We start from the raw sequence: 12,914 nt of genomic DNA, 5'->3' as shown, positions 1-12,914 counted from the left end.
TAGAAAAATTGGTGGGATATTCAATGTTTAAGGAAAAGCGTAAGAGGTTGGGCGACCTTCTGGTGGAAGCCGGAATGATTACCCCGGATCATTTGAATGAAGCACTTATGGTTCAAAAGCAAACCGGAAAAAAGCTTGGAGAAGTTTTAATTGATAGAAAATACGTAACCCAGGAACATATTATTCAAGTATTGGAATTCCAATTGGGCATTCCCCATGTTTCACTTGATAAATATGATATTGACCCTGAGGCGACCAAAAAAATCAGTGAAAACCTTGCGAAACGACATGAGTTGATCCCGATAAAAATCGATAAGAACAAACTTATCGTTGCAATGAGCGATCCGCTGAATATTTTTGCGATTGATGATGTAAGGATTTTTTCCGGTATGGAAGTTCAGCCTGTCATAGCAACTTCCCAGGATGTAACCCATGCCATTGATGTTTATTATGGGAAGCAAGAGGCCATCAAGGCTGCTGAGGAATATAAGAAAGAATATGGCATCGTTTCTCAGGTTGAAAAGATTGACGGAAATATTGAGGATGTTGTTAATAGCGCACCTATCGTTAAATTGGTGAATTCTATTATTGAACAAGCCATCAGGCTAAAGGCAAGCGATATTCATATTGAACCTTTTGACACTTATATACGCATCCGATACAGAATTGACGGGCAGTTAGAAGAAAATATGCGGCATGAAATACAGCTGCTTCCTGCGATTGTTACAAGGATTAAGATCACCGGAGAGATGAATATTGCCGAAAAAAGAAAACCGCAGGATGGCAGGATATCCATGATGGTTGACGGTAATGAGTTTGATCTCAGGGTATCTATTCTGCCTACCGTACATGGTGAAAAAGTGGTGATCAGAATCACCGATAAACGGGGGTTGATGAGAACCAAGGAACAGTTGGGCTTTTTTGCCGATGATATGGACAAGTATAACAATATCTTAAAAAGTCCCCATGGGATGATTTTGGTTACGGGACCAACGGGAAGCGGGAAATCCACTACCTTATATACAACGGTCAGAGAATTGAATAAGGATAGTTTGAATATCATCACTGTTGAAGATCCTGTAGAAGCAACCATTGAGGGGATTAACCAGGTTCAGGTAAATCCTAAAGCAGGGCTGGATTTTGCCGGTGTCTTACGGTCCATACTGCGACAGGACCCTGATATCATCATGATCGGGGAAATCCGTGATAAAGAGACCGCGGAAATTGCGGTAAGAGCTGCCGTAACCGGTCACCTTGTTGTCAGTACCCTGCATACCAATGATGCGTCGAGTACCATCTCACGTCTAATGGATATGAACATAGATCCGTTTTTGATCAGTACTTCATTGGTGGGGATCATATCACAAAGATTGGTAAGAAAGATATGCACTAGATGCAAAGAAGAGTATGTACCGCTGGAAAGCGAGCTGAATGTATTGGGTTTGTCCGCAAAGGAAGAGAACAGCTATTATAGAGGAAAAGGGTGTTATTCTTGCAATAACACAGGGTATCAAGGGAGAATAGGTGTTTATGAAATCATGCCGGTATCCCATATGATCAGGCAAAAGATCAATCATGAAGAGTCATCGGATACTATACGCGAACAGGCAATTGCCGAAGGCATGAGCACATTAAAGACAAGCTGCATCCGATTGGTACGGCAGGGAGTCACTACCATTGACGAATTAATAAGAGTCGCTTATTCTATTGATTAATTTTGACAAGCAACGCAGTACAAGCTTAATAAGTACCGAGGTGAGAGAATGAACATAGATGAGCTTTTAAAATATACGGTATCCCAAGGCGCTTCCGACCTGCATATCACAGTAGGGATTCCTCCTACCATGAGGGTCAACGGTGAACTTGTACATATCGGAGAAAACAGGTTGATGCCCGATGATACCGAAATCATCGTTAAACAAATACTTTCAGATGCCCAGTTTGAATTTTTTAAGCAAAAAGGAGAGATTGACCTTTCTTTTTCATTGGCTGGGATAGGAAGGTTCAGGGTCAATGTATTCAGACAAAGAGGAACCGCAGCCGCGGCGATACGTTTGGTAGCATCAAGAATCCCGGATCCGGAAGAGTTGGGGCTTCCCATCTCAGTGACCGAACTTGCAAAAAAGAACCGCGGACTGATCTTGGTTACCGGTCCTACCGGCAGCGGTAAATCCACCACATTGGCATCCTTAATCAATATGATCAACCAGCAAAGAGGAGACCATATTCTTACGTTGGAAGACCCCATTGAATATTTGCACAGACACAACAAAAGCATCGTCAACCAGCGTGAAATCGGTCATGATTCGCAAAGTTACGCCAATGCGCTGCGGGCAGCTTTAAGACAGGATCCCGATGTTATTCTGGTAGGTGAGATGCGTGACCTAGAGACTATTTCCATCGCTATCACAGCCGCGGAAACAGGACATTTGGTATTATCAACCTTACATACCATCGGCGCCGCAAAAACCATCGACAGGGTCATTGACATCTTTCCGCCTTTTCAGCAGCAGCAAATCAGGGTACAGATGTCAACCGTGCTTCAAGCCGTAATATCGCAGCAACTGATTCCTAAAAAGGACAAGCAGGGACGGGTTGCTGCGATAGAAGTCATGATTGCCAACCCGGCCATCAGGAACCTCATACGCGAAGGAAAATCGCACCAGATCACATCCATCATTCAAACCGGCATGAAGTATGGTATGCAGACCATGGACCATTCGCTGGCGGATTTGTATAAGAAAGGGGTGATTTCGAGGGAAGAAGCGGTGATGTATGCGGTGGATCAGGATGTTTTGAGTAGAATGCTCATGTGATTAGTGAATAGTTAATAAGGAATAGTGAATAATGTCCAATGGACAACGTTATAAATGGACAATGGACAATGGACAATGGACAATGGACAATATAAAAGCTTTTTTACAGCTTATAGTTTCATTGCGTAATGCGGGCCTGTGAACCGTGAACTGTGAACCAAAGCAACTGTGAACTAATACAACCGTGAAATAGAAAGGAAGCTGCAGGGAATGCCTGTTTATAGTTATAAAGCGAAAACAATGGATGGACAAACTGTCAAGGGCACATTGGAAGCTGCGGACAGAACTGTTGTCATTTCCATGTTAAAGGAAAGAAAATATTATCCGGTTCAAATTAACGAACAGGGATTACTGCAAAAGGAAATAACCTTTGAATTCTTGGAAAGCGTTAAGCTGAAGGATATAGCTGTATTTTGCCGGCAGTTTTCCACCATTATCAATGCGGGTGTATCGGTGTTGGGATGCTTGGATATCCTGCGGCAGCAAACAGAGAACAAAAAGCTTAAAGGCATTGTTGACAAAATATACGAATCGGTGCAAAAAGGGAATACACTGTCCAGCGCCATGCGGGAACACAAGGTTTTTCCGCAAATCCTGCTGAACATGGTGGAAGCCGGAGAGGTCAGCGGAAGTCTGGATACATCCCTTGAGAGGATGGCAGTGCACTTTGAAAAGGAGAATAAGCTTAACCAAAAGGTAAAAGGGGCGCTTACTTATCCGACCATTATATCCATCATATCGGTGATTGTAATTACTATTTTGCTGACATTTGTAGTGCCTACCTTTGTAAGTATGTTTGCGGGGATCGGTATAGAACTGCCGGTAACCACTAGAATGCTTCTGGGGATCAGTGACTTTATCAGGAACCGATGGTATATTGCCGTAACAATCATTATCGTGATTTCCTTAGCTTTCAAATACTTTACAAGTACCGATTTCGGGAAGAACGCCATAGATATGTTAAAGCTGAAGATACCCATATTCGGCCCGTTGAACCGAAAAGTGGTATCCTCCCGTTTTACCAGGACACTGAGTACGCTGCTGGTATCGGGATTACCAATATTAACCGCGTTAGAAGTAGCTTCCAGGGTGGTAGATAACTATGTAGTACATAAAGGATTAGAAAGAGCCCGGCAGGAAGTAAGCCGAGGCGTAAGCCTGGCACAGCCCATCGAGCAGATAGGAGTCTTTCCGCCGATGGTGACACATATGTTAAAAATCGGGGAAGATACAGGAGCGATGGAAAGTATATTGGAGAAGACAGCGGATTTTTATGACAATGAAGTAGAAACCGCGGTAACACAGATGACAACGCTGCTGGAGCCATTGATATTATGTGTGATGGCGGTTGTAGTAGGGTTTATAGTAATGGCCATCGTACAGCCGATGTTCGGAATGTATAGTGGTTTAGAGGGAATGTAAGATATATTTTAAAAGGTAATCCTACCACATGAGGTGGTATGTATTATATAAAAACATTATTAATTAATAGTTAAGGGGGAGATCGTATGTCGATCAAAAAGTTTAGAAAAATATTAAAAAATAACAAAGGTTTTTCACTAATTGAGCTTATCGTTGTAATTGCTATTTTAGGTGTTCTAGCAGGAGTAGCAGCGCCAAATGTAATTAGGTATGTAAACAATGCTAGAGTAAACGCTGATATAGCTAATGGAGCACTTATAGCAAATGCACTGCAAGGAGCTATAGCAGAAGGCTTTACCTTAGCTCCAGCCGCAGATGATACAGATGGTACTAAAGCTGTGTCCACCGACTCAGCCGTTCTTACTGGTACTATTTTAACTGCTCCAGATGCTACAGCAACAGAACTTGTACCAACATTCCTTCAGACTATGCCAACTCCACAGGAAGATGGTTTCGATGCTTTTAGATATACTTATACTAGCACTGGAACACTTACTGTTTATAAAGCAAACACAGCAAACGATAATGGAGTGCAATTGTATCCTCGTCCATAGAATCAACAGGAACGGTTCTCGCTGTCACCCATTACACAAGGTGGCAAGAATGATTATCGTACCCTGTTAACATAACAAACCATGAATTGGAATGGTAGAGTATAATGTTTGAGATATTTATATTAATATTTGGCCTTGTAATAGGCAGTTTCCTCAATGTTTGCATATATCGTATTCCATTAAAGCAAACCATTGTAACCGATCCATCTCACTGTGTTGCATGTGGGAAGCGTATCAAATGGTATGATTTGATACCGGTGATCAGTTACATAATTCTTGGTGGGAAATGCCGGGTTTGCAAACAGAAGATTTCAATGAAATATCCGCTGGTAGAGCTGTTCAATGGAGCAGTCTACCTGTGGATTTATTCCTTTTACGGATTATCGGTACAATTCTATGCATTTGGATTTTTGGCTTCGTGCTTGATTGTGATATCCTTTATTGATTTTGAGCATCAGATTATTCCGAATGGTATTATTATATTTATGATGATTTTTGGTATTATATTTCCTTATTTTAATAAAAGCTTAGGTTATTCTGATGCAGTGATAGGTTTTTTTGCAGCAAGCATACCGCTTCTTATTATCGCTATCCTATCAAGGGGTGGTATGGGTGGTGGTGATATCAAGCTAATGGCCGTTGCAGGATTATTTTTAGGCTGGAAACTGATACTGCTTGCACTGATTCTAGGGTGTATAGTAGGCTCAGTAATTGGTTTGGCATTGATACTGCTGAAAAAAATACAGCGTAGAGATAAGATCCCTTTCGGACCGTTTTTGGCAACAGGTATATTTATTGCAATGTTATACGGGAATCAAATACTTCAATGGTATATTGGAATGTATTTCTGATTTAATTTGGAATATGAAATTATTTATCAAAACAAATCAAATGATGAATAAGAGGTAGGGGTAGGCCTTGTGTCTACCCGGAGGTAAGATCATCTTTGCGGGTAACCACAAGGGTTACCCCTACATAATAAACAAACTTTTAATTTTGACATCATAAGGAATTGACAGCGGAAGGAACGACTGCTAATGAGTAGAGTTACCGACAACAGCGGATATACACTAACGGAACTCATTATAGTCATAGCAATAATTGGAATTTTAACTTCAGTTTGTATCGTAAAAATTCAATGTGACCAAGATGTACTGCTGGAAAAATGCGCAAACAGGTTGATGTACGATATTCGCTACATACAGATGAAAACCATCTATGAGAAAAATACGAATTACAGAATTTACGCAGATTACGGTACTAACCGGTTTCAATATCAGATTCAGCAGCCGGGACGGCCGGACGAGATTGTAAAGCTGGATGAGGGTATTAGTTTCGTTAGCACTATTACCGGAAATTATGTTGAGTTTAATACTACTGGTGTGCCAAATCCACCAGGCAGTTTTATTTTAAAGAATAATAAAAGTAAGCAGATAAAAATTACCATTGAGTTTTCTACAGGTAGAGTGAGGAAGAAAAAACCATAATGATGAAAATAAAGAAATACTATCTTTTAAATATAAAAGGCTATACGCTGGTTGAGTTATTGGTGGTTGTTGCAATTATAGGTATTATTTCCATACCTATGTCATCATTTTTTATCGCAAATTATACCAGCTTTTTTAGAGAAAGCAACCGTATAGATGTACAGCAGGTAGCAAGAGCAGGTATGGATGTCATTATTACCAATCTGCGTAAAGCTGATCAGGGTACAATTTCAATTAATCCTGATGAACCAGAGCGTATTCAAATGACTTTTGATAAAGATGATCCGACGAAGGAAAAAACATGTGAATATTACTTGTATGGTACTAATGTACTTCAACAAGAAACAAAAGCTGATGGAGATACAGCATCTAATCAATTAATGTATAATGTAACAGATTTTCAAGTGAAACTGGAAAATGATATGGTCACTGTTTCAGTGACAGTAACAATAGACGGAACCAACGGACACACCTTAACTTTAACCAAAAATCATAAAATAAGAAACTAACGGAGTGGATCAATTTGATTTTTCCTCAATTTTTAGCACTGGATATAGGTGCATTTAATACAAAGATTATACAAGTAGCACCAATGGGCAGTAAAATGAATATAAAAGCATATACCATGGTTCCAACACCTCCCAATGTGATAGAGGATGGAAAGCTTTCGAATATAGATGTTCTTGCACAGTCTATTAATCTGGCGCTGCAGGAAAAAAAGATTAAGGAGAAAAATGTAGTATTCACCATTTCAGGGACGTCTATCATTACCAGAGAAGTGGTACTTCCCAAGGCCGGATCCAAGGAATTGAAAAGTATTATTGAAATGGAATCGGCCCAGTATTTTCCGGTCAATATCGATAGTTATGTATTGGACTATAAAATACTCGAAGAAATAAAGATAGATAAGGGTGCGCAATATAGGATACTGCTGGTTGCGGTTCCTGTTGCAATTATAGAAGGTTATATGGAATTGGCTTCGTTATGCGGGTTAAACATTTTTTCAATCGATTTCGTGGGCAACAGCATTGTGAAATTTGTTACCGCAGAAATGAAGGAAGTAGGCAAAAAGGATAAAGAAATTCTTGATAAAACAGTAGCTATCTTGGATATGGGGTATAAGACAACCACTGTATCTATCATTTCGAAGGGCAGCTTTCAATTTAACAGGATTTTATTCTATGGCAGCCAGGATTTTACCAATATGATTGCCAACAATCTGGGGTTAACATTTGAAGAAGCAGAAAAGCTGAAAATCAACAAGGCTGCCATTATATCTTCCGATGATGAGCCGGACAGCCAAGAGGCAGCCGTTATCAGCGAAAGTATCCGGGCGACACTGCTTACTTTTATTGATGATGTGAGTCGGTTTTTTGATTTTTATAATTCCCGAAGCACGGGCAACCATATCGATCAAATTTATTTGATGGGGGGAGGATGTCAGGTGCAGGGACTTGAATCCTATTTACAGTTCGCTTTTAATACTCCTGTGGAAAGGATACCGGAATTTAAAACGACGCACTATTCGAAAAAAATGGAAGATTTCAAACATTCACAAATATATTTTGCAAATTGTTTAGGCGCTGTACTTACAAAGTAGTGGAGTTGATATGATTGGTTGTAAAAGATTTGAACTTATTGCCGCAAAGAGTTATAAAACAAAGGAAAAGCCGTGAAAGGACAAACCTTATAATATTAATAGCCATTTTTGTGGCTGTTTCGGCCTTTTCTTTACTGCTGATTCCGTTTAATGAAATGCTTCAGCTCAAAAGTAAGAAAGAATTCCTGCAACAAAGTATGCCGGAATTGCAGAAGGTTTTGGAAAGTGAAAAGCAGTTAGCTTTGGAGCAAGAGAAATTGAAACTGCGAATGAATGTGTTGAACACCATTCAGACCCAAGAACTTAATATACTTGAAATCATTGAGAGTACCGAAAAAGTTATCCCCGATGATTTATTTTTGATGTCACTGGCGGTATCCGGAGATAGTGTAAATATCACCGGTGTTGCGAAAAGCGATGTGGTGGTTGCCGATTTTATACGTAGTATGAGACAGATCGGGCTGTTTGACAAGGTATTTGTTTCTAACGTGAAAGGGAATCAAGCTGCCAAACAAGGGAATGCCGACCAGGGTACTGATGAAACCTACCAGTTCAATATGAGTTGTACTTTAAAAACGGTGAAGGGAAACTAGTGTATGAGTTTATCTGATAAAGACAAAAAGCTGCTGGTACTCCTTGGGTTAATAGGTGTACTGGCGATCACATATTTTTATGTTTATACTCCTTTTGTAAAAAAATTGAATACATTAAAAGATGAAGTCCTAAAACTTGAAACAAATTACAATACACTACAAGGAAAATCTGCCCAAAAAAGCAAAGTGGAGGCCCAGATGAAAATCCTTCGTTATGAGATGGATAAGTTGAGCAGCCTGCTGCCGCCGGATATCTATCAGGATAAGGCGATCATCATTATAAAAGAGTTGGGTGATATTACCGGGGTGAAGCTAAAAGATTTGTCTTTTTCAGAGGTTGCGTCGATGACTTCCGAAAGTACTCAAAAGAAAACTGAGCCAACGCTGCAGCAAAAAATACTGGAAGAGGTGCTTCCGAGTGATGATGCTCAGAAGGATGAAAAGAAAACTGAGGAAGAGGGGAAAATTCCTAATAACACTGGGATCACGATGGAAGTAAAGACTAATTATACGGCTAGCTATGACCAAATGAAAGATTTTCTGGCCAAGGTAATGGATTTCGAACAGAAAGTGATTGTTTCGGATATCACTTTTTCTAAAGATCTGCAAGATACATTATCGGGCAGTTTAAAACTGACTTTTTACGGTTTTAAAGACAGTACCCGGAAAGTACCCGGTTGGGAGTCAGATGTTAAGCAAGGGAAGGACAATATATTTGAGCCTTTTGAAGGATATATAGAATTACGCCAAAATACCGGTGTAGTACTTGCCGGTCAAGATGATCAAGAAGAATCTGAGAAAGAAAGTAAAAGTATTGAAACTGTCCATGATTTTTATATTTCATTGGGGCCCAGCAATCATGATGTACCTACCGTAATCATGTATAAAAGCGGAAAAATAAATTCTACCGTTTACGGTGACGGGAACGGCGTGGAAAAGGTTGAGTTTCATATAGATTATAAGGATGGAAAGTATCTGTACAGATATAAGACAACTTATGGCGCTTATCCGAAAGACGAGAGCAAATATCAAGAGTTTGTACCTCAGAATGAAGACTATATGATATTAAAAATATCTTCCAAAGATAGATTGGATGACAAGGACTTGGCGGGGGCGAATATTGATATATATAATAATGCTCCCATTAAGCTTATTGTTCAACAGAAAGATGACAGTCAGAGGCCGAGAGCCAAAATATCGGTAAAAAACGGTGATGTAGGGATTGTCAATGAATAATGAAAAAAGCAAACAGATCAAGAATGTGTTAGTTGAAGACTGGGGAATGTCACTGGTAGAAGTGCTTGTTTCTATCGCAATTTTAGGTGTCATTGTGACACCGTTAGCAAGCATGTTTATATCTTCCATTAGAACAGACCATGAAGCGGAAATAAGGCTTCAGGCGCTTACAATTGCCCAGCGCTATATGGAATTGTATAAAAATATAAATTCATTAACGGCAACAACAGGGGAAAGCCTTGTTGGAACGGTTGACGGCAGGTTCGAAGTGTACGAGGTCGTGAATGAATCGTCAACCGGTATTGAAGTTAGGGATCCCCGTATAGATGGATTAACGGATGAAACGACGTTAACAATACGGATAGGCAACACCGTTGAAGTTATCGATGATGACGGATCAAATGTCGATAGTGAATTCGACTTATTGGGACAGAACGAAAGAGACCTGATTATTTCTGATAGTTTAGGATATGAATATAAGGATGGAACAGGAAGTGTTAATATAGAAAATACTGGAGTTACTGTTTCTGATGTTCAAATTATTCTTGAGCAAGATCTTAATGATGTGTTTAATTTTACAATAAACAATCAAACCAACAATAATATCAATGTTAACATTTATAATGATGACGGCAATATCGATGTATCCAGTTTAAACGGAAATATAACGATATATGGGGCTTTAAGCAGTGACACCAGCGAGTATGACGAACTTTCGGTATATGATATTACAATTATTGTAAGAGATACGTTGACACAGTATGAAGTGCAGCTTGAAACACAAAGGATGCTCTATAAATAGGTTGGTGAAATGATGGGATTTGTCAAAAAATATTCTAACCGTCAAGGTTCTGTTTTTGTACTTGTATTGATGATTATGACTGTCCTCATGATACTTGGTTCTGCTCTGTTGTTTGCAGTTACTGCAAATTATGCGATGAACGCTTCATATATCAGGGGAAACGGCTCATTTTATAAAGCTGACGGATGGATAGAGAGAGTTAATAACTTATTGGAAGAACAAACTGTTCTTGTCCAGAAAAAAGCAAAGGGATATATAGAAAGCCATAAAGATGAGATCGTTGAAGCGGTATATCTTCTTTATACCAACCGGATTACTGGCGAACTTACCATTGACGAACAAGAGCTTGCAAAAAAGATAGAAGAACAACTGCTGAAAGAGTACAAGGATGCGTTCAATAAATATGTGACCGGCGAGACTGGATATGAATTGAAAGATAGTAATAGTTTAAGGAATATATTAGAAGCTGAATTTAACAGTTGGATGGCTGACCCAATGGGAGATCTAGAAGAAATAGTGATACAATCTTTTCCTGTTTATCCGGGAAGTGATCACGTAGATGGATCGCTTAAAATGAAAGTTCAGGTAGTATCGGATCCGCATGACATTGAGAAAAAAATACAGGCAGAGTTTGAGTTTCTAAAAAAACAAGAGCAAATACCAATAAAAAAATCATTAGTTAGAAGAAAGAATCCCATTTGGATGAGGGCTATTACTACTGAATCAAGTTTGGTAGCACTTCAAGGTGAAGTAACAGTTCAAGGTGACGGCGGCGCGGATACAACTGTTTATGCCTATGGAAACCTAGCTGACGATAATAGTTCAGGTTATAAATACGGAGGAGTGGTTGCAGGGATTGAACCTACTATTACAGGAAGTGAAGGAGTATTGTACGGGATCACCGATGAAATACCTGTCCCTGCCGACGGAAAACTTAGTGGAAAACTTACCGTTACAGGAGATGTGAAGACCCGTGCCAATATACATACCGCCTACGGGAGTGATGCAGAAGGCTCCAATATTAATATCACAGGAAACGCTTATTGCCAGTCGGTACAGATAGATACTGCCGGGGATAACAGCACTATTGATATTGATGGTGATGTATACGCATTTAATGATCTATCGGTATATGGCTCTAACAGCGAACTAGATGTTAACGGTAATTTTTATGGGTTTATGCAAGGCGGCTACAATAGTTATGAATATAATAAAAGTTCCGGGATTATTTTAAATGACACATCTTCTATTATACGCGTACTGGGAGATGTATTCATCGGAGGAAAGATCTATGTCGAATATATATTTACTATTTGGAATGATGGCAGCAAAGATATCCGTGTGCCTTATAAGACTGGTGAGAGTGTATCTATAGGTCAAAATTATAACGCTTATAGGTTTATTCTTAATGATAGCCTCATAGATGAGGGTTTTAAAAATATAGTTGGAGATAATCCGGAAGATTTTAATCCTAATAAATGGTCACCGATTAAGATGTACTGGGGAATGGATTCAATCGATCCGGTAAATAGGGAAGCAGAACAGCCTAATAGTGATAATAATACTAGAACAGCACATTTTGCTACCGGATATAGTACCCATAATGATTTTAGAAATATTATTAATAAAAGCGGGGTTATATTAGGCACTAACACACTACTTAATATTTATGCGCCCGGTATTATTTTTACTGATGGATATGTCATCACAAAGGGTGGAAATGGTATAGGTGCTAAAGCGATTGATGCAGCAGGAAATGAGACTTATACTGACCCTGATAATAATTTAACAATAACATCTATGGATGGTACAACAAAAGTAGTACACTTGTATCAAGAAGATGAGTTTTCGGGGGAAAATTGGGAAAAAACATTTAATAAATCAACATGGATTCAACAAGATAAAGATGATAGCCGATATAAAGATATAGGTACCGATTCGGAATTTAGTGAATTGGTTGCATCAACAATTGGAGACAGCGGTGTATATGATAATTTGAGTGACACGGGCGAGGAACTCTATTACGTCGATACAATGAATGCGCCGGTTCACCTTGATGGCAGCGACATTGATGGAAGAAGAGGTATCATTTTTACAATTGGTGATCTATACATTTCTTCTGATAGTAATATAGAGTTTACCGGTGCAATTGTTTCAAAAGGAAATATCGTTTTTTACGGTGACGGTGAAAAGACTATCACTTACGATGAAGAAACAGTAAAAACAGTTACAAACAGAGATAGTACATTAAGAGATTTTTTCCATAAAGGAAATAGCATCTTGGATTTACAAGCTTCGGACATTGAGATTGGTATACAGGCGACAAGAAATATTAAGCTGGTAGACTGGAAAGAAGTTAACTAATGAAAATAAGTGAATAGAAGGAGGTAAAGGTCCGATTAAT

General features: G+C 39.2%; 12 protein-coding genes. All 12 read left to right on the top strand.

Annotated features, from left to right (window positions below):
• Nucleotides 1–23 precede the first annotated feature (23 nt).
• Nucleotides 24–1,715: an ATPase, T2SS/T4P/T4SS family gene (locus QKW49_RS02585; protein ID WP_282866036.1), complete on the top strand. Its 1,692-nt coding sequence runs from the start codon at nucleotides 24–26 to the stop codon at nucleotides 1,713–1,715.
• Nucleotides 1,716–1,763: 48 nt separating this feature from the next.
• On the top strand, nucleotides 1,764–2,816 hold the full coding sequence (locus QKW49_RS02580) for a type IV pilus twitching motility protein PilT (RefSeq protein ID WP_282866035.1): 1,053 nt from the start codon (nucleotides 1,764–1,766) through the stop codon (nucleotides 2,814–2,816).
• Between the two features lie 210 nt (nucleotides 2,817–3,026).
• Nucleotides 3,027–4,238 (top strand): type II secretion system F family protein, encoded by a 1,212-nt coding sequence (locus QKW49_RS02575; protein ID WP_282866034.1) that lies wholly within the window; start codon nucleotides 3,027–3,029, stop codon nucleotides 4,236–4,238.
• Between the two features lie 86 nt (nucleotides 4,239–4,324).
• Nucleotides 4,325–4,792, top strand: coding sequence for a type II secretion system protein (locus tag QKW49_RS02570; RefSeq protein WP_282866033.1), 468 nt, complete (start codon nucleotides 4,325–4,327; stop codon nucleotides 4,790–4,792).
• A 104-nt stretch (nucleotides 4,793–4,896) separates the two neighbouring features.
• The gene (locus QKW49_RS02565) at nucleotides 4,897–5,643 is read left to right on the top strand and encodes an A24 family peptidase (protein WP_282866032.1); all 747 of its coding nucleotides are present in this window, start codon (nucleotides 4,897–4,899) and stop codon (nucleotides 5,641–5,643) included.
• A 186-nt stretch (nucleotides 5,644–5,829) separates the two neighbouring features.
• A complete protein-coding gene (locus QKW49_RS02560) occupies nucleotides 5,830–6,279 on the top strand; it encodes a prepilin-type N-terminal cleavage/methylation domain-containing protein (RefSeq protein ID WP_282866031.1) in 450 nt (149 codons plus the stop codon).
• On the top strand, nucleotides 6,279–6,788 hold the full coding sequence (locus QKW49_RS02555; RefSeq protein WP_282866030.1) for a type II secretion system protein: 510 nt from the start codon (nucleotides 6,279–6,281) through the stop codon (nucleotides 6,786–6,788). The genes QKW49_RS02560 and QKW49_RS02555 overlap by 1 nt, the downstream gene beginning before the upstream one ends.
• Before the next feature lie 14 nt (nucleotides 6,789–6,802).
• Complete coding sequence (gene pilM, locus QKW49_RS02550; RefSeq protein ID WP_282866029.1) at nucleotides 6,803–7,879, top strand: type IV pilus assembly protein PilM; 1,077 nt, start codon at nucleotides 6,803–6,805, stop codon at nucleotides 7,877–7,879.
• 14 nt (nucleotides 7,880–7,893) lie between these two features.
• Nucleotides 7,894–8,472: a PilN domain-containing protein gene (locus QKW49_RS02545; RefSeq protein WP_282866028.1), complete on the top strand. Its 579-nt coding sequence runs from the start codon at nucleotides 7,894–7,896 to the stop codon at nucleotides 8,470–8,472.
• A 3-nt stretch (nucleotides 8,473–8,475) separates the two neighbouring features.
• Nucleotides 8,476–9,708, top strand: coding sequence for a hypothetical protein (locus QKW49_RS02540; protein ID WP_282866027.1), 1,233 nt, complete (start codon nucleotides 8,476–8,478; stop codon nucleotides 9,706–9,708).
• Nucleotides 9,701–10,510 (top strand): hypothetical protein, encoded by an 810-nt coding sequence (locus QKW49_RS02535; RefSeq protein ID WP_282866026.1) that lies wholly within the window; start codon nucleotides 9,701–9,703, stop codon nucleotides 10,508–10,510. Before QKW49_RS02540 ends, QKW49_RS02535 begins: the two co-directional genes overlap by 8 nt.
• A gap of 9 nt (nucleotides 10,511–10,519) precedes the next feature.
• A complete protein-coding gene (locus QKW49_RS02530) occupies nucleotides 10,520–12,874 on the top strand; it encodes a hypothetical protein (protein ID WP_282866025.1) in 2,355 nt (784 codons plus the stop codon).
• The last annotated feature ends 40 nt before the right edge of the window (nucleotides 12,875–12,914 follow it).

The sequence above is a fragment of the Petroclostridium sp. X23 genome, from assembly GCF_030013905.1.
In the GTDB taxonomy this organism is placed as follows: domain Bacteria; phylum Bacillota; class Clostridia; order SK-Y3; family SK-Y3; genus X23.
This window is presented reverse-complemented; position numbering and strand designations above follow the sequence as displayed.